The following is a 17,165-nucleotide window of genomic DNA, read 5'->3' on the forward strand; positions in this document are numbered from 1 at the left end:
CGTGATCGGCCATCACTCCTTCAGACACCGATTCGAACAGGTTGTTACGCAGAACGCCAGAATCAGTGAAGGGCTCCGGCGACCATGACGACAAAGATGGAGATCTCATGAGCACGCCACGTCCGCCCCTCCCTCCACTCTGTTCACCAGAACTCGAAGGCCCTCAACCGGGTGCTCGCCGGCATCGGGTTTCGGGATGCGGCGGCCAGTGACGTCACCGCACGCGGAGTCTCCCAACCGAGTCCGCTCGGTAGAGCGCCTGCGCTGACGCAATGTTCCTTCACGGATTTCAGTAGAAAGTGTGCCCCCACAGGGCAGATTGTGCCCTTCTTGTGCCCATGCGTCCCGTGAACACCTCAGGCGTGTCATCACCTCGTAACTGCCCTTCCACCGCGATCATCGCGGCAGGCAGGGTGTTGATCGACCAAGGACACAGCCGGGACTACCGGTCAACCGCACATCAGCAACGCCTACGGGGAGACACACGATGCTTCGCACCCACCGCAAGACCGTCCTGACCGCCGCCGCCCTGATAGCCACGACCACACTCCTCACGGCTTGCCAGGACGGTGGCTCCGAAGGCAAGAAGGCGACCACCTCCAGCCCTTCGACGTCGGCCTCGGACGCGAAGGCGATGTCCGGCAGCGACGACAAGGCTTCCGGCGGTGACGACGCCCAAGCCGACACCACCGCGGGAAGCCAGTCCGACAGCAAGAAGGTGACCGGTACCTGGTTCGGCACGGTCTCCTACCTCGCCCCCGGCAAGTACACCGTCTCCGATCTCAAGGACACCAAGCAGCAGTTCTTCACCGCGACCGACACTGACATCCAGGGAGCCGGAAAGATCTGCGGCGACGCAGCCGGCCAGGCCGCCACACCCTGCAGCGAGCACGAGCTCGAAGCCGCCGCCAAGGACGGCGTGTCCGCCACCGTCAAGCTGAAGAACGGCATCGCTGTCAGCGTTGTCGAGGACCACTCCAGCAACGACAACGACAAGACGTCCGGCCTCTGGAGCGGCAAGCTCGCCTACCTGGCCCCGGGGAAGTACACCGTAGTGAACGACGAGGGCGAGCGGGCATTCCTCACCTCCACCGAGACCGCCATCAACGGAGCCGGCTTGATCTGCGGCAACCGTGAACAGATGAAGCAGTGCAGTGAGGACGAGCTCAAGGCCGCCGCCAAGAAGAGCATCGACGTCGTCGTCAAGGTCAACCACGGCACCGCCGTCACCATCGACGAGAACCACAACTGAGCCGTCGACGCGCACCGTGTGAGTGATGACCATGACTTTGAGTGCCAGTTCGGGCGGGCTGGTGCCATGGACGATGCTCAGCCCGCCTGAGCCGGGAGTGGGACAACTTGCGTTCTGACAACTCCGAGGCTGGCTGCACAGACAGGGCTTCGGTTTGTCTCCGCCCTTCGCGCCTCATGGCCCGGGCGCCTCGGCGGCGTGGGCTTCAGCCCGCTTGTCTGATCCCTTCTCCTGGAGTCCCTTGGTCTCCTGGCCGGGCCCTGGACGTACTCCAGGGGCAGGCGTCCTTTTCGGTTCGGGAAGGTACCTGCAGGCGAGGGCCACCGCACGGGGTCCCTGCCACGATGGCCCTCCATGCTGCGGACCGGCTCAGCGCCACCGACAGGCGCACAGCACAGAGGCTACGCCGTAGAGGCTCGGCGCACTGGCTTCGTAGGTGAGACGGGTTCTGGCTCAGCTTCCGTGGGTAACGGTGAGCTACTGGGCTTGGCCTACCTGTTCGATCACATCGCCTAGCTGCACGCAGCTAGCGTGTCTGGATGCCGTCTGTGAATCTGCGTCATTCAGTCCGCGCAATCATCCTCGACGAGGACGAGCGAATCCTTCTGTGCCGGTTCACGATTCCAGAGCCAGCAGGAACCGTGGTGTGGGCAACTCCCGGCGGAGGGATCGAGCCGGGTGAGACGCAGCTTGCCGCGCTGAGCCGCGAGCTGCAGGAAGAGGTTGGGCTTGCCGTCACAGCCGATCCGCCGCACGTCTGGCACCAGGAAGTTGTGGCCCCTGGACATGCCGAGGGCTATGACGGCGTCATCAACGACTACTTCCTCATACGCACTGCCGCATTCAAGCCGCGCGGAACTCTGTCCGACGACCAGCTTGCCGCGGAGTGCATCAGCGGTCTGAAGTGGTGGCACCCTCGCGAGATCGCGTCCTATGCCGGTTCGGACCTGTTCTCCCCGCGTGACCTCGCGTCTTGCCTGACGACACTGATCACCGCCGGTGCTCCGTCTGAGCCCATCCGGCTCGGCCTGTGAACAGGCACTCCCTTCATGGCGCGAGCAGGACTCGCTTCCGCAGGAGGGCAAAGCCTGCACGGCCGAACATCTGACGCTTGAGCATCTTGATCCGATTGACATGGCCTTCGACTGCGCCAGAGCTCCAGGGCAAGGTGAGTCCGGCGATGACGGCGTCGCGATCACGGTCGATGCCGGCCGCGAGGGTGTGAAGGCTGGGCAGGTCGTTGCTGCGGACAGCGTCGAGCCACTGCGGGAGACGGTGGCCTTGGCGCTCGGTGAGCATTTCGGCGAAGGACCGGACGTGGCCGGTGAGGGCTTCGAGTTCAGGGCAGTTGGCCAGAACTTCCTTCAGCCGCATGTGCTCGGTGTCGGTGAGGGTCTCTGGCCGGCTGAGAATCCACCGGGTGACAGCGCGAGGTGTTGGCGGCTGGGCGGTGACACGGCAGGGTGAAGTGCGCTTCTTCCTGATGTAGGCGCTGACGATGCCGTAGCTGCCGGTGTAGCCGAGCGGGATGATCTCCTTCCACAGCTTCCAAGCGTTCGTGCATCCCTCATCCCAGCGTTTGTCGAGGTAGGGCTTGTACTCGTCAACGGCCGTGGCTCGGTTGAACCGGTACTGGCCGGTGAAGAGGTCTTCCGGTATGGCGGCGTCAGCCAGGCTCTTGACGGTTCGGTGTGTCATGCGGAGCTGACGACCGATGGAACGGCGGCTGTGGCCTGCTTCGAGCATCGCGTGGACGGTGGCGTGTCTGGCCCGGATGCGCTTGGAGAACCGGTCACTCTTCCACGGCGAGGCCGGGGTCTCACCGGACAGCACGAGCTCGTCCGCGTCCTCCTTCCCGACCGATTCGGGCAGGAGGACGCGCAGACACTCGCGATGCCGGGAGACAGCCCGCTCGGCGGCATCAACGAGGTTGTTCCACAAGTGCCACCGGTCAGCGACTTGCATTGGCTAAGGGTTGTCCCGTAACGATCTTGGAGTTGGTGGAGGAGAGGTCGGTCGCCGCGTTCCCCGCTGTGCTTACCCGGCGAGGGCGAGGTTGTGCAGGCGGGCGATGCCGAGCATCGCGTGATGAACGCCGTCGCCTTTGAGTCGGCAGTCGCGCAGGATCTTCCAGCCCTTCATGCGGGCGAAGGTGTGCTCGACGCGGGCCCGGACCTGCTTGTGGGAGTGGTTGTGTGCCTCTTTCCAGGCCGGGAGGTCCTCGCCTTTGCGCCGCCGGTGCGGGATGACCAGTCCGGTGCCTTGGTAGCCACCGTCTGCGATGGTCATCGTCTTGCCGACGGCGGCCTTGGTACCGGATTCTTCCCAGCCGCGGGAGTCGTGCCAGTTTCCCGGCAGGGGCCGGCCGACCACGACGACCAGGCGGGTGTCGGCGTCGATGATCACCTGATGGGCCGTGGAATAGCGATAGTTCTTGGACTGCTCTGCGATCGTGTGGTCACGGGTGGGAACCAGGGTGCCGTCCACGATCAGGACGGTGTTCTTCGCGAACCGCTTGCGGGGCTGGAGTGCGAGCAGCGGCCCGAGGTGGTCGATGATCCGGCTTGCGGCCGATTTCGAGATGCCGAACAGCGGGGCGATCTGGCGCATGGTCAAGTTCGTGCGCCAGTAGGCCGTGACAAGCAGAATGCGATCCTCAGGTGGGAGCCCCCAGGGCCGCCCCCGCTGAAGTCCGGCAGCGGTCTCGCGCCGCACGGCGGTCACTAGCCTGCGGAAGCAGCGCGGGCTCAGCCCGGTGAAGGGACCTGTCCAGGACGGCACCGACGCCGCGATCACTGCAGTCACACCAAGATCGTTTCACCTGAAGTCGACCGGGACGGGCATGGGTCAAGTACGGAGCCCGAGGTGCCGGTCCAGCTGACCGCGCAGACGCGCGGAAGCCCCACGGAGAGTCCCGAGTTGTCGCACTTCTGCCGCCCCGAGCTCCGTCCGCCCAGCCAGCGCGAGCACGGCGGCATAAGGCCGTTCACCTTCGGCGAGCTTCGCCGCCACGGCATCACGGACGCCTCGCAGCACCGCGTGGTCCGCACTCGGATGCTCCGCCAGCAGCCGAAGGAGCCTGTTGTCGTTCCAGGCACTGTCTCGCGCCGTGCTCAGTTCCAGCAGAGTGCCAGACGCTGTAGCGGGATTGGCGGCCAGCGCCTGCCATACGAAGGGGTACGGACACCGTGCGAGTTGATGCAGTACGGCGCTGTCGCTCTCGGCATGAGCCAGTTCGAGGTAGTCAGCAGGCGTGTGCACGGACATGGCCCCCAGAATCGTCAGGGCGATCATCCTGCCATCAGGGCCCTGTCGCCCGTGCGCGGGGCACTGCCGCAACCGGTCGAAGATCGCTTACGGGACAGCCCTTCGTGATGCTCCGGCCCCGGCGCCTTCCGCGAAGAACGGCGCACGGTCGCGGCAGACGACCTCGATCCCGGGACGGGCGGCGAGCCACCTTGCCACGCTGGACGCCTCCCGGTCGGGCAGCAGGTCCACCAGTCGTCGGGCCTCGATGTCGACCAGCGCGGTGCCGTAGGCATGGCCCCTGCGGGTGGCGTACTCATCAACGCCGACCACCCGAGGGGACGGGATATCCGGCTCGGGCAGGGCATTGACCAGGCGCAGGACCGTGCTCCGACTGACGGACACGCCCAGAACCGCGGACAGTCGGGCACCGGCCCGGCCCGCCAGGGCGAGACCTACCGAAGCGAGCGTGGCGCGCAGCCGCTCGGTGCGCTGGCCGTGCTTCCGGGTCAAGCCGGGTATCTGCTCGACGAAGGTCCGGCGCGGACACACTCTGTCCAGACACCGGAAGCGCCGGACGCGCAGGCGGAGTACGACTCTTCGCCCACCACTCGGTACATCGGCGGGAAACCACAGGTAGGAGCTGTGAACCCGAGCCGATCAGATGCCGCGCTGCGGGCAGGCGGCGCCCCGCGAAATGCTGTGCGCGTCAACACGGACTATCGCGACATCGACGTCCACCGACACAACCGCGACGTCCGCGATCGACGGGAACAACAGCTCCTGCAACCGGAGCACAACTTCTCTCACGAGCGAGACTGTCAGCCCCACAGCGGCGACCATGATTTATTTTCGGTCTGCTTCTCGCGCCATCCGGCAGCCTCCAACCGTCACTCAGAGTCGCCCATGCACGGAAGTTGAGCCAGAACCTGAGAACGGACAGCACATGTTCACCACATCGGGAGGCACCCGCTTGCGGCTCTGTTCGATTCCGATGTCTCATCCCCACGGGTTGAGCGCAGCTGCAATGGGTGGCCCCGATAGCCTGCGGCCATGGAGGACACAGTGGAGTCAGCGTGCCGAATCTGCGGGCTGGATGTCGGCGAGGCGCTCTTCGAGCACGGTTTTCCTAACTACGTCATCTGCCAGTGCTGTGGCAACGAGTCCGGAATCGGCGACGACAACCTCATGCAAGTGCAGGAACTGCGCGGCTACTGGGTCGGTCATGGCGCCCAGTGGGACCGACCGAGGCACCGGCCGGCTGACTGGGACCTGATGGCGCAGCTCGCCAACGTTCCGCTCCACTGGCGCTAGAGCCAGCCACCTGACCTGGCGCCCTCTAGGACGCCGGGATCAGCGCCACTCGGGCGGGACATTCGCCATCTGCGTCAGCAGGTCCCAGCCCCGCTCCTTGAGGATCCGCTCCTTCAGGGTGTTGTTCCAACGCGCTCCGTGGCCCAGCCAGTAGCCGCGGTACTGGCGCACGCCTTCCACGCTGGCGTCACCAACATCGGACTCGTTGCCACAGCATGGACAAATGCTGTAGGTGGGCCAGCCGCCCTCCCAGAAGACGTCATCGTCATACCCACAGACACGGCAGACGGTCTCTGTCTCGTTTCCTTCCGCACTCATATCGAGAGCAGCCTATAGGCCTGTGTCATTGCTGACGCCCAAGCTCCGTTCGAATGCCGGGTGCCTCCCGAGGTGGTGAACATGTGCTGTCCGTTCTCGTGGACAAAGCCGACCAGGCCAGCTTGGTCTGCAGCGCATGGAGGCCGGTCTGGATCTGGAGGATTTCCCGCTGTGCGTCGATGAGCGGCGCGGGAAAGTCGGGTGCGTCGGTCAGGGATGTGATGTTAGTTCTGGGGTGAGACAGGACACTGTCACTGGTGGCTGCCCTGCAGCCGAGGCCGCGTGGGAAAGTCCGCGGCCGGGCGTATTCATGGGTGAGTGAAGGATCTTCCACTCCGGACTCCTCCTGGTCCGCGGCACCGTCGAAAAACGCCGCACCGACCGTCCCAGCGAGGGACACCGCGCGCGCCGCACCGTGGTCGGCGAGATGGTGTGGGATCTCGAGGAAGTCGCCGCCACGCGCCGCGACCACGGCGTCCAGGCCGCCGTCGAACTCATCGGCCGCACCGCCCCAGCCGCCACTCCCCCGCCCCCCAATGAAGAGCCGTCCACCACGGCGCCAGTACCGGGCGGCCGCACTCTGACCGACGGCACCGCGGGCGCCCGGCTCAACGCCTGGAGCGACCTCCAGCCCGCCGGAAGCCGCGCCGCGGACCTCCGCCGCCTCGGACACCGCTCCCCCGGGAGCGCAGGATGACCAGCCCCGACCCCGCCAACGCCCCGCACCCCGGACGCACTCCGCGCGACCGAGCCGTCCTGCGCGTGCGCTTCGACCTGTCCGGCAGGGGCGCCCAAGAGCTGCTCTACGAGCAGCTGCTCGGCTTGGTCGAGGACATCATCCCCGTCTACCAGCCGCACCCTGCTGACCACAGTGCCGACCTCGACGTCACCGGCGCACAGGCGTTCTTCGACCGCACCCTGTCCGAGATCGCGGCGATGCTCCAGCTCCGCGCCATCGCCCTGCACGGAGTCCACGTCACGATCGGCGGAGGCCGCTCCCCGATGCTCGCTGCCATGGCTGCGGCCGCCGCACCGCACGGTCGCACCCTCGTGATCGCGCCGGACGACGACGCGGTCACGAGATTTCTCCGCCCCCGACCAGTCACCGACCTGCCTGGGATCGGGCCTTCCACCGCCAAGGTTCTCGCCCGGTACGGAATCACCGCCATCGGCCACCTCACCACCACCCCTGCCGCAACGCTCGCCCGGATCCTCAGCCCGCACGCCGCCCGCGAACTCGCCGCCCGCGCTGCTGGTATCGACCCCCGCCCCGTCCAGCGCACTGCTCTCGTCCGCCCCACCAGCTCACACCACCGCTTCGAGTCTGCTCAACGCGCCGACCCCGCGCGCCGTTCCGAACTCCACCGATGGACAGAAGAGTTCAACGGTTCCAGGCTCGACGGTATCCCCCTCGCAACATGCACGTTCCATCCCGACTGCGTCACACTCGCTGGGCGGGACTATCTCGGGCTGACCGCCGCCCTGCCCGATCCGCCGCAGGTGTGGCCGGCCCGGACCGGAGTCGTCGTAGTGCTCACCATCTGGCATGACAGCCATGCCGACTGGCTTCAGGCGGGCCAGGCCCTGCAACGCGTCCTGCTGTACGCCACCGCATATCGGGGGGGGGCCGCCGCCTTTCACACACAACCGCTCGAAATCCCTGCACTACGTGCTGACGTACGAGCGCTGCTGAGCTGCGGACAGGTCCCGCAGACGCTCCTGCGCCTCGGTCACGCGGAGCCCGGTGTACCGACCCCTCGGCGGCCGGCTTCGGCCGTACTGCGGGCGAAGTGACGTAGAGACACGACAGATGTGCCGGGGCGTATTGCACCCGCCTTGTACCTGTTCGTTCGGAACTCCCGCCCTGCACAGAGGTCAGTGGAGGTTCGGCGGGCGCCGTGTCGGCCGACATGGCGAGACTGAGCAGACGTCCATTATCGTGTGCGGATTCGGTGCCCCTACCCACGCATGATGTCTGTCTCGCCAACTCACATCGTTGCAGGTGGCGGGCACTGATCTGCATTCCGATGATGATCAGGCGCCGTCTGGGGCGAAGCCGTGGAAGACCAAGGCCAGGGGCGGGGCGGCAGGGAAGAGTCTGTGTCCGAAGAGATATTGTTTGGCCACTTTTTGCGCGGTTTTCGGCAGGAGCGTTTTCTGACGATTGAGGGGCTGGCTGAGGCGTCGGGGGTGAGTGTTCGGGCGATCAGCGATATGGAGCGTCTGCGCAGCCGGGTTCCACGGCGGCGTACGGTGGCGGCGCTCGCGGAGGGGCTGGGGCTGGCGGACGTGGACCGCGAGGCGCTGCTTGCCGCTGCGCGGTCGGCGAGCCCCGGGCAGCCGTTCGTCGCTGCGGGAACGGGGCTGCCGAGATCGGTGGGGGACTTCTCGGGACGTGAGGCGGAGATGTCCCGGTTGGCGGATGCAGCGGGGCAAGCGGCAGCCGGTACGGGGGCGTCGGTGTGCGTGGTGTCGGGTCCGCCGGGGTGCGGGAAGACGACGCTGGCGCTGAAGGCGGCGGCGGATCTGGCGAAGACGTTCCCTGACGGCTGCTTCGTGGTGGATCTGCAAGGGGTGGAGAGCCCGATGGATACGGACGAAGCCCTCTTGAGGCTCTTGAAGTCTCTCAGGGTGACCGAGTATCAGTTGGCACAGTTGGATGCGTCGGATCGCGCAGGGTTGCTGCGATCACTGCTGGGTGACCGCCGGTGTCTGGTGGTGTTGGACAACGCCCGCGACGAGGGTCAGGTGCGGCCGCTGCTGCCCCCTCGCGGGCGAAGTCTCGTACTGGTGACAAGTCGGCGGCAGCTGTCGGGCTTGGAAGACGTGGACCGACTGGCATTGTCGGGACTGACGCAGGCTGAGGCGGTGGACCTGCTGCGCCGGATCCTGGGTGTGCAGCGGGCGGATGCCGAAGCCGGGGCCGTGGCCGAGGTGGCGGAACTGTGCGGGCGACTTCCGTTGGCCTTGCGCGTAGCAGGGAATTGGCTCACGGTGCGTTCCGGGTGGAGCGTGGATCATCTGGCGCAGCGGCTGGCCGACGAAGAACGCAGGCTGGGCGCGCTGACCGCGGGGGATGTGCAGGTCGAGGCGGCCTTCGAACTGTCGTACCGGCAGCTGACCGGGCAGGCGGCCCGGATGCTGCGGCTGCTGAGCGTGGTCCCAAGCCCGGACATGACTGCCGCCTACGGCGCCGCCCTGGGCGGCACCGGGATGTTCGAGGCCGAGGACGTGATGGCGGAGCTGGTGGAGGCGGGCCTGCTCCAGGCCACCTTCACGGGCCGCTACCAACTGCACGACCTGCTGCGATTGTTTGCCCGTTCCCGGCTGCAGGCGGAAGGGGTCGCGGAGCGGGAAGCGGCCGATGAGCGGTTGCGGGAGTGGTTGTTGGACACCGCCACGGCCGCCGGTCGCACGTTCAAGGACGGGCCGTCGTCGACCTGGCAGGGCCTGGTCCCCTTGGAGAGTGCCGAGCAGGCCCGGAGCTGGCTGGTGAGTGAGACCGCCGCCTGGTTCGCCGCCTTGCACGGCGCGGCCGCGCGCGGCGAGCACGTCCGCGTCACGGAGACCGCCGAAGCCCTGGACGTTCTCTGCGGCGTCTGGGACGGCTGGGGACGCTGGAGCGAGGTCTACCGCTTGTCCAGCGAGGCCGCCACCGCGCTCGGCGACCTCCGCAGGCAGGCCTTCCACCTCAACAACTATGCCTGGACGCTGGGATACGAGGGCAGGTACCGGGAGGCCATCGGCCGCGCCGACCAAGCGCTGGAGTGTGCCCGTCGAGCCGGCGACACCGCACAACAGGCCTGGGCCCTGATCATGGCGACGTCACCGCACAAACAACTCGGCGAATTCCAGGCATTTTTGGACAAGTCCCGTGAAGCCATGTACCTGGCAGAAGCCGCCGGCGACCACAAGAACTGGCTGGTCTCCATGCAGAGCTATCGAGCCGCCCTGCGCGATTCGGGCCGCGTCGAGGAGAGCATGGCCCTGCACGAGCCTCTCATGGCCCTCCTGGATGCCCCCGACTCTCCGATGAGCCAGGACATGACCGATCACGTCCGCGCCAGGGCCATCTGCGGGCTCGGACGCGACTGCGCTGCCCTGGGACGGTGGCACGAGGCTGCCGAGCACTTTCGCAGCGGCCTGCTTCACGTGCAGCGCGTCGGCATTCCTTATGCGGAGAGCAGCATGCTTTTGGACCTTGCGGAGGTTCTGATCAAACTCGGAGAGACAGAAGAGGCCCGCTCCTGCCTACGCCGAATCCTTTCCTTCGGCGAGACGGCCAAGAGTCACGACGTAGCGATCGCACAGACACTCCTGGCTTCCCTGCCCGCCGAGTAGCCACGCCGTCGGCCGATCGAGCAGTCGCAGCCGTGGAACGTGTGGGACGACCTGTGGCCGCTGATCGAGCCGTTGCTGCCGTAGCCGGATCCGAAGAAGGCCGAGGGCCGAGGCGGGTGCCGGATCGGCAGGCATTGTGCGGGATCTTCTTCGTGCTCGACCACCCGAGCGTCACGAAGGTCTGGGCGGACCAAGGCTTCACCGGCCGCCTGGTCGACTGGACGGCACAGATCCTTGGCCGTGACCTGGAGATCGTCCGCAAGGACCCTGACCAGCGCGGCTTCCAGGTCCAGCCCAAGCGGTGGGCAGTAGAGCGCACCTTCTCGTGGCTCACCGCCCACCGGCGCCTCGCCCGCGACTACGAAACCAGCCCGGCCCACTCGGAGACGATGATCCGCTGGGCAAAGATCGGCATCATGGTCCGGCGCCTCGCCCACGGCCGATCGGCAAGCCGGCCAGGCCCACGATCGCGCTCTCGCGCTGAGGCCGGCGGGCTCAACCGACCCGCGGCCGATGGCTCACCGCTCATCTGAACGCGATCACCAACGAATCCGACCGCGGCGCGATGTGGTCGTATGTCGAGGAGTCGACGTGGCAGTGATCGCCTGCGTCCGCTTCGGAGGCGAAGCGCTCGATGTTGTCGGCGAGGAGGTCGAGAGCTTCCCGACGCCCATGGATCCTCAGGATCTGGTCCTCGGCGACAACCGAAGCGGCGTCTTGCTCCGGATCCTCCCGGAACGTGATCTCGGACAGCGACCGCTCGTAGGGAGAGGGGTGTCGGTTCTCGAAGAGATCAAGGCTTCCAGCCTTTCCCCGCAGCAACTGCCCAAGGGCATGGAGCTCTCGACAGGTCCCAGAGAGCTCGAGCTCTCTGGTTTCCCTGCTGCACAGAACCTGCAACATCACGCCCCCCTCCGACCAGCCGATCCTATCGATCGCCAACGCGGATCGTCCTGCCGGTCCTTCCACCTCTGCCCGACCTACAGGACCACGACAAATCTCAAACGCCGTCTCACAGAACACCCCCTTAGAACATGCCGGGGTGGTTGGTCAGCACACAACCGCCCACGAGGGCCGGCTCCTTGGTGAAGCCGCTGGGGATCTTTTCCGGATCCTCGCACGACAGGTAGAGCAGCCCGGAGTCCTGCAGGGCATCGAGCGTGGTGGGGTCCGCGCTGTAGACGGCGAAGTCCTTGCCGACGTAGTAGCCGCCGCCTCGCTTCTTGGCCCGGGTCTGAAACGCTTTCATGTCATTGACGGCCAGCAGGCTGATGCCCATGCGGTCAGCGTCGTAGCAGACACCGCGTTCCTTGATGCCCCACTCGGAGCCCACCGATTCATGTTCCGGGTCCTTGGGATCCGAGAACAGGTTCGTGCACGTGGTGCGTTCGGAGACGAACGACGCTATGTCCGCCATTGTGGCCGCACTGGGGCGGCCTTTGGATCCGTCGCCCATCAGCCGCCCGCCGCTGCCGGCGGAGAGCCCGTCTCCGTCGGCGGAGGAACTGCTGTCACCACCGCCGCCATTGCCGCTGTCGCAGGCACTCGCTGTGGTGAGAGCCAGAGCGACCGCGGCCACCGCGACCGCATTCCGAAAGCGCACGTCATCTCCTTCTGTCACGCCGCGAATCCGGGTCAGGTGCGCGGCCACTGTCTCGCTTGCCCGGCCACCCGTAGCCAGGTTGCGTGGCCGGGGCCCACGAAGTTCCGGAGATCGACGACGAGAGTGCACCTCGCCACAGCCAGGGAGGACATGCCAAGTACAGGCATGTCCTCCCCTTCGCCTCCCCCAGGGCGGCCCTGCGCCTGATACGAGTGGCGTATCCAGGCAAGCGTGTGCCTCAGGATGCAGTGAGGGAGAAACAGGATCAATGATCGGTTCGGCATGGGCGGATAAGCCTGCTGTTATCGACGGAGACGCGTGCGCGGGGACATCAAGGCCACAGCGTTGGAGGCCACCTCCACGATCGGCCCTGGAGATATCGATCCACCAATGTGTGAGGGGCTTTCTGGCTGCGTAGGTGAGACCGGAGAGCGCTTGTAGGCGGTTTCGGAGAGCGGTCTGGGTCTCTACCCCTGTGGAATGTTGCTGAGAACTGGCAGCAGGCAGTTGCGCCGGAACCTGAGTGACGTCAAGCGAATGTTGACCGTAGGCTCTCGGCGAAGGGCAGGTGCGGTGGACATCACGGTGCAGTGGATCAAGACATCCTGGACAAAGCAGTCTCGGGGCGGGGAGGCCGCTGCCCGCAGAAACGCGGCGCCGCTCGGCTTCTCGCTGCCTCAGGTGCCCTCCGGTTTTGCCCACTTCGTCCAGATGCCCGAGCGTGACGGCTTCGAGCCACGTTCGAGCCAGAAAGACCTTCGCGAGATCGGTGTCAGCCTGCGGGACGAAGGCGATCGGCTCCGAGTGCTCGCTCGTGTGGAGCCGCTTTTCGGGTTGCCGCCTCGGCCGCGCAGGCCGCCGGCAGTTCGACTGCTTCCCGGACAGTGGGTCCGCTGGCAGTTGAACTACCGGTTCACCAGCGCCCTGGGAATCCGCGGTTGGTCGTACTGGCTTGACACGTTCAACATCGCTTATGGACCCGTCGACCGGAATGTCTTCCTGTCAGAGCCGACCGTGATCGTCGATGAGTGCGGGCCAGTTCGATAGAGCAGGCGAACTGCGCTCAGACGGCTGCTCGTTCCGCTTGAGCGCGGGTGGTGGCGAGACGGTAGGAGTCGGTGCCGGTCTCGATGATGTTGCCGCCGAAGGTGAGGCGGTCGACGATGGCCGCGCAGAGCCTGGGGTCGGTAAAGGTCTTGGTCCAGCCGGAGAAGGACTCGTTGGAAGCGATGGCGACGCTGTTCTTCTCCTCGCGTTCGGTCAGGACCTGGAAAAGGAGTTCGGCGCCGCGGCGGTCGAGTTCCATGTAGCCCAGTTCGTCGATGCAGAGCAGATCGACGCGGCCGTAGCGGGCGATGGTCTTGGTCAGCTGCTTCTCGTCGGCGGCCTCGACCAGCTCGTTGACCAGCTTCGTCGCCAGAACGTACTTGACCCGGTAGCCGGCCATCGCGGCCTCCGTGCCGAGCGCGATCAGAAGGTGCGACTTGCCGGTGCCCGAGTCGCCGATGAGGCAGAGCGGCAGCCCTTTCTTGATCCATTCGCACTTGGCGAGGGTGTGAACCATAGCCGGGTCGATGTTGGGGTTGGCGTCGAAGTCGAACTTGCGCAGCGACTTGTCGCGGGGGAAACCGGCAGCCTTGATGCGCCGCTCGGAGCGGCGGCGGGCCCGGTCGTCGCACTCGGCCAGCAGGAGCTCGGAGAGGAAGCCGAGGTAGGACATCTGCTCGCGGCCGGCGGCTTCGGCGAGCTCGGAGAACTGGGACCTGATCGTGGGCAGCCTCAGCATCCGGCATGCCTGGTCGATCGCTGCCGTGGCGGCCTGCTCGGTGAGTCCTCGCTGGCGGGGGATGGACATGCTGTTCTCCTTCAGGAGGTGGGGCGGTCGCGGCGGAGCCGCAGGAGCTGGTCGTAGTGAGCGACCGACGGCAGAGGCCGTTTGTCAGGTGGCAGGTGGGCCCGGGCGACAGCCGGCAGGGGGCGATGCTGGTTCGGCTCGCTGCTGATGGTTTTGGGGCCTCGGCGGGTTCTGTGTCGGCGTCTGCTGCCTTGCGGGCTTCAAGAGCGACGGCGTCCGCCGTTAGAGCGCCAGTCCTGAGGGCGGCGGCGAGTCCGGTGACCAGGTGCTCGTGCGGCAGGTGCCGTCCGAGGAGGAGGACCTCGATGAGCGCGCGGGTGCCGTCCCGCTCGCCGTGGGCCTTGACGGCAGCGTCCCACCAGGCGTCGTGGACGGGAGTGAACCGGCCTGCGGAGCGGGCCTGGTCGAGCGCGGTCGCTCCCGGGAGAGCGCCGGGCTTGCGCACGAGAGCTTCGAGGTAGTGGTCCAGTTCGAGGCGGGTGCCGCCTTTGGCGATCAGTCGTTCGTGCCGGGCGACTTCGTCCCGGCCGTCGTAGACCACTAGCTCGGAGGCATGCAGCATTGCGCGGACGTTCCGGCCGATCAGCCGGACCGGCACCGAGTAGCGGTTGGTGCGGACGCTGATCTGGCTGTAGCGGTCGACCCGCAGAGTGAAAAGCCGCCCCGTCTCGAAGGGCTCCTCCGGCAGCGGCGCCAGCAGCGGCTGCTCGGCCGCGAAGTACTCGCCGATCGTGCGAGGACGCGACCGGATCCGGCGGGCTTCATCCTCCTGGTCCCACCGGTCGATCATCGCGTTGAGCTCGGCGAGCGTCGCGACCTCGGGCACCGGGACGAGGTGGTTGCGGCGGAACCAGCCGATCTGCCCCTCGACCCCGCCCTTCTCGTGGGCGCCGCGGATTCCGGGCTGGCAGTAGAGAGCTTCCAGGCCGTAGTGGGAGCGGAACGCGGTCCAGCGCTCGGCCTCGACGCGATGCCGGGAGAAGCCCAGCACCTGGGCGACCGCCGCCCTAAGGTTGTCGTAGCGGACCTTCCCGGTCGGCACCCCGCCCAACGTGTTGAGAGCGTGGACGTGGCCCTCGAAGAACGCCTCCTGACCTGCCGAGGCGAAGATCCGGTGGACGGCCTTGCCCGAGTAGGACAGTCGGAACGCGAACAGGTAGCAGGTCACCAGCTCGCCGGCCAGTCGCACCGTCACGTCGCCGAAGTCGACCTCCGCCTCCGCTCCGGGCTTGTGAGTCTGCGGGACGAAGGCTTCCACCACGCCCCGTCCGGCCTGGATCCGGATCTCCTCGCGCCGGTCAGCGACGTAGCCACGGACCATCTGGTAGGAGATCTCGTCCGCACCGTGTTCGTCCAGCAGCCGCTCGAAGATCCGCTTCACCGTGTGCCGCTGCTTGCGAGGCGCATCCAGGTCGGCCCGCAGCATCTCGTCGATCAACGGCTTGTGCGGATCCAGCCGCGTCGGCCGCGGCGGGAGCTTCTTCCGCGGCTCCGGCCAGGCCGACGTCAACGCCTTCTGCACGGTCAGGAACCCGACACCGTACTTCCGCTGAAGAGCACGGCTCGACAGACCAGCCTTCGCATCACGACGGATAGCCGCGTACAGATCGACCTTGGACTTCGGCAGCACCCGGGCCCCCTCGTCGTGCAGAGCACAACCATGGTCCCGAAGCAAGCCCCCAGGCGCTCTCGAAACTCAGCGACATCACTCTCCCGTGGAAGAGCGCGCTCTCGGTGATGAGCTACAGGCGCTCTCGTAACTCACCAACAAAGCCAGGCTTTCCCTCTGCCCAGCCCGCGCTTGTGCCCAGCAGGCGGCCCGTTCCTGTTTGAGCGCGATGTGCGTTGCCTTGCACGATCGGGCCTGAGACGCCGTGCCGCTCTCCAGAGAAGGTGGCGGGGCACGTATTCAGGTATCCGACCCGGCGGGAGCCAGCTGGCACATGTAGTCGTCGGGGGATCTTGCAGGGGGGTCAGGCTGTGCGTGGACCAGTGTCTCGTGCGGCGCGTGCCAGTGCGCGAATGGCGTCTGTTTCTTGGGCGGTGGGCCAGATGAGGGCCCACTCCCCTGTCGGTGCGTCGTGAGGGTGCAGGTAGCGCAGGCCGGGCCAGCGGTAGTAGCGAGCGGCGTCGCCATGGACGAGGCTGATGGCATGGCCTGCGGCGACGGCGGCGGCGACTTCCTGGAAGGTGGTGACCTTCGGCCCACGTCGGATGGGGCGTCCGCTGGGGGTGTGCGTGGGGACGAGAGTCTGCAGCCAGTACTCGGGCGTAGGCGGCCCGGAATAAGGCAGGACCCAGTCCGCAAGATCCTCCATACCCACCTCGTCCTGTGCAGCCAGTGGATGGTCGGTGGCGACCATGAGCAGCAGCGGTTCGGCATCGATCACGGGGCCGACGGTGAGATCGGGCTCTCGGACGGGCAGCCAGGCGGATGCGATCTCGACGGTGCCGTCACGCAGTGGGCCGAAGGGGTCGGTGAAGATCATCTCCCGGATGCGCAGCTCAATGTCGGGGTGGCGGCTGCGGAACAGGTCCAGGAGTTCGGCCTGGTCGTGCGCTTGGGGCCCGTGCAGGCCGAGGGTGAGCGTGCTTCTGGCGCCGCGCCCGGCAGCAGTGGCATCCCGGATGCCGTTACGTATCTGCTGGTAGCCGGCGCTGAGGTCGTCGCGCAGTTTGACTCCGATGGGCGTCAGCTCGACGCGGCGGCTGCTTCGGGCGAACAGGCGGGCTCCGATCTGCCTCTCCTGCTTGGCTATGGACTGGCTCACCCGCGCTTGTGACACATGAAGGCGTTCCGCGGTCCGGCCGAAGTGCAGCTCTTCGGCCAGGGCCAGGAAGATCTCTATGTCCCGCAGCTCCACTGTCGTCCCCCGCCGGTCGTCTCCGATATCTCCACGATAGAGATTTCCGAGGTAGTTCCGAAATTTCAGCTGCACCCCGGGAGCTGCAGGTCACAGCGTCTGCGCCCACCGGCCACGGCTTCACACTCTGCCTGGCCGCGGCCGCACTCCTGCCGCTGCGCCCTGATCTGTAACCGGGCGTCAGGTCGCCTGCGGCGCACGACGAAACTGACCCGCCGCGTCGAACGCGACCTCGGCGGCGTCGGCGAGTCCAGCGGCCTGCGCGACTTCGTGGGCCGCTCCTACCGCGGCTGGCATCGCCACATGGCCCTCGCGGTTGTGGGGGGGGGGGGGGAGGCGGGGGGGGGGAGGCGGTGGGAGCAGCCACACACC

The 17,165-nt window shown here is 66.8% G+C and carries 17 protein-coding genes and 2 pseudogenes; 8 read left to right on the top strand and 11 right to left on the bottom strand.

Features of this window, described 5'->3' with window-relative positions; all coding sequences use genetic code 11:
- Positions 1-487: 487 nt before the first annotated feature.
- Positions 488-1,252 (top strand): hypothetical protein, encoded by a 765-nt coding sequence (locus ACFVDP_RS06995; RefSeq protein WP_383484609.1) that lies wholly within the window; start codon positions 488-490, stop codon positions 1,250-1,252.
- Positions 1,253-1,791: 539 nt separating this feature from the next.
- A complete protein-coding gene (locus tag ACFVDP_RS07000) occupies positions 1,792-2,286 on the top strand; it encodes an NUDIX hydrolase (protein ID WP_383484612.1) in 495 nt (164 codons plus the stop codon).
- 13 nt (positions 2,287-2,299) lie between these two features.
- Here ACFVDP_RS07000 and ACFVDP_RS07005 read toward each other — a convergent pair whose 3' ends face one another.
- The 5 genes from ACFVDP_RS07005 to ACFVDP_RS07025 form a co-directional block, all read right to left on the bottom strand.
- Positions 2,300-3,217 (bottom strand): transposase, encoded by a 918-nt coding sequence (locus ACFVDP_RS07005; RefSeq protein ID WP_383484615.1) that lies wholly within the window; start codon positions 3,215-3,217, stop codon positions 2,300-2,302.
- Between the two features lie 72 nt (positions 3,218-3,289).
- Positions 3,290-4,057, bottom strand: coding sequence for a transposase (locus ACFVDP_RS07010; protein ID WP_383484618.1), 768 nt, complete (start codon positions 4,055-4,057; stop codon positions 3,290-3,292).
- Between the two features lie 42 nt (positions 4,058-4,099).
- Positions 4,100-4,546 carry a hypothetical protein gene (locus ACFVDP_RS07015; protein WP_383484621.1) on the bottom strand — a complete coding sequence of 149 codons (447 nt, stop codon included), beginning with the start codon at positions 4,544-4,546 and terminating at the stop codon, positions 4,100-4,102.
- 60 nt (positions 4,547-4,606) lie between these two features.
- On the bottom strand, positions 4,607-5,011 hold the full coding sequence (locus tag ACFVDP_RS07020; protein ID WP_383484625.1) for a transposase: 405 nt from the start codon (positions 5,009-5,011) through the stop codon (positions 4,607-4,609).
- Between the two features lie 147 nt (positions 5,012-5,158).
- A complete protein-coding gene (locus ACFVDP_RS07025) occupies positions 5,159-5,329 on the bottom strand; it encodes a hypothetical protein (RefSeq protein ID WP_383484628.1) in 171 nt (56 codons plus the stop codon).
- Positions 5,330-5,551: 222 nt separating this feature from the next.
- On the opposite strand from ACFVDP_RS07025, the gene ACFVDP_RS07030 reads away from it, so the two are divergent.
- Positions 5,552-5,812 (top strand): hypothetical protein, encoded by a 261-nt coding sequence (locus ACFVDP_RS07030; RefSeq protein WP_383484631.1) that lies wholly within the window; start codon positions 5,552-5,554, stop codon positions 5,810-5,812.
- A gap of 39 nt (positions 5,813-5,851) precedes the next feature.
- On the opposite strand, the gene ACFVDP_RS07035 is transcribed toward ACFVDP_RS07030, so the two are convergent.
- The gene (locus ACFVDP_RS07035; RefSeq protein WP_383484634.1) at positions 5,852-5,983 is read right to left on the bottom strand and encodes a hypothetical protein; all 132 of its coding nucleotides are present in this window, start codon (positions 5,981-5,983) and stop codon (positions 5,852-5,854) included.
- 472 nt (positions 5,984-6,455) lie between these two features.
- On the opposite strand from ACFVDP_RS07035, the pseudogene ACFVDP_RS07040 reads away from it, so the two are divergent.
- The 4 genes and pseudogenes from ACFVDP_RS07040 to ACFVDP_RS07055 all read left to right on the top strand — a co-directional run.
- A pseudogene (locus ACFVDP_RS07040) lies at positions 6,456-6,827 on the top strand (DNA polymerase III subunit alpha); the annotation flags it as partial.
- Positions 6,824-7,924 (top strand): hypothetical protein, encoded by a 1,101-nt coding sequence (locus tag ACFVDP_RS07045; protein WP_383484637.1) that lies wholly within the window; start codon positions 6,824-6,826, stop codon positions 7,922-7,924. The pseudogene ACFVDP_RS07040 and the gene ACFVDP_RS07045, both read left to right, overlap by 4 nt.
- Before the next feature lie 306 nt (positions 7,925-8,230).
- Positions 8,231-10,471 (top strand): NB-ARC domain-containing protein, encoded by a 2,241-nt coding sequence (locus ACFVDP_RS07050; protein ID WP_383484640.1) that lies wholly within the window; start codon positions 8,231-8,233, stop codon positions 10,469-10,471.
- 116 nt (positions 10,472-10,587) lie between these two features.
- Positions 10,588-11,004 (top strand): transposase, encoded by a 417-nt coding sequence (locus tag ACFVDP_RS07055; protein WP_383484644.1) that lies wholly within the window; start codon positions 10,588-10,590, stop codon positions 11,002-11,004.
- Here ACFVDP_RS07055 and ACFVDP_RS07060 read toward each other — a convergent pair.
- Both ACFVDP_RS07060 and ACFVDP_RS07065 read right to left on the bottom strand, forming a co-directional pair.
- Complete coding sequence (locus tag ACFVDP_RS07060) at positions 10,997-11,374, bottom strand: hypothetical protein (RefSeq protein ID WP_383484646.1); 378 nt, start codon at positions 11,372-11,374, stop codon at positions 10,997-10,999. The genes ACFVDP_RS07055 and ACFVDP_RS07060 overlap by 8 nt on opposite strands.
- A 124-nt stretch (positions 11,375-11,498) precedes the next feature.
- Positions 11,499-12,074: a hypothetical protein gene (locus ACFVDP_RS07065; RefSeq protein WP_383484649.1), complete on the bottom strand. Its 576-nt coding sequence runs from the start codon at positions 12,072-12,074 to the stop codon at positions 11,499-11,501.
- Positions 12,075-12,647: 573 nt separating this feature from the next.
- Here ACFVDP_RS07065 and ACFVDP_RS07070 point away from each other — a divergent pair.
- The gene (locus ACFVDP_RS07070) at positions 12,648-13,121 is read left to right on the top strand and encodes a hypothetical protein (protein ID WP_383484652.1); all 474 of its coding nucleotides are present in this window, start codon (positions 12,648-12,650) and stop codon (positions 13,119-13,121) included.
- Positions 13,122-13,137: 16 nt separating this feature from the next.
- On the opposite strand, the gene istB is transcribed toward ACFVDP_RS07070, so the two are convergent.
- The 3 genes and pseudogenes from istB to ACFVDP_RS07085 all read right to left on the bottom strand — a co-directional run bounded on the left by istB (position 13,138) and on the right by ACFVDP_RS07085 (position 16,793).
- Positions 13,138-13,929 carry an IS21-like element helper ATPase IstB gene (gene istB / locus ACFVDP_RS07075; protein WP_383484655.1) on the bottom strand — a complete coding sequence of 264 codons (792 nt, stop codon included), beginning with the start codon at positions 13,927-13,929 and terminating at the stop codon, positions 13,138-13,140.
- An 11-nt stretch (positions 13,930-13,940) separates the two neighbouring features.
- A pseudogene (istA, locus tag ACFVDP_RS07080) lies at positions 13,941-15,556 on the bottom strand (IS21 family transposase).
- Between the two features lie 346 nt (positions 15,557-15,902).
- Positions 15,903-16,793, bottom strand: a complete 891-nt coding sequence (locus tag ACFVDP_RS07085) for a LysR family transcriptional regulator (RefSeq protein ID WP_383486014.1) — start codon at positions 16,791-16,793, stop codon at positions 15,903-15,905.
- Positions 16,794-17,165 lie beyond the last annotated feature (372 nt).

It is taken from the genome of Streptomyces sp. NPDC057694 (assembly GCF_042799415.1).
In the GTDB taxonomy this organism is placed as follows: domain Bacteria; phylum Actinomycetota; class Actinomycetes; order Streptomycetales; family Streptomycetaceae; genus Streptomyces.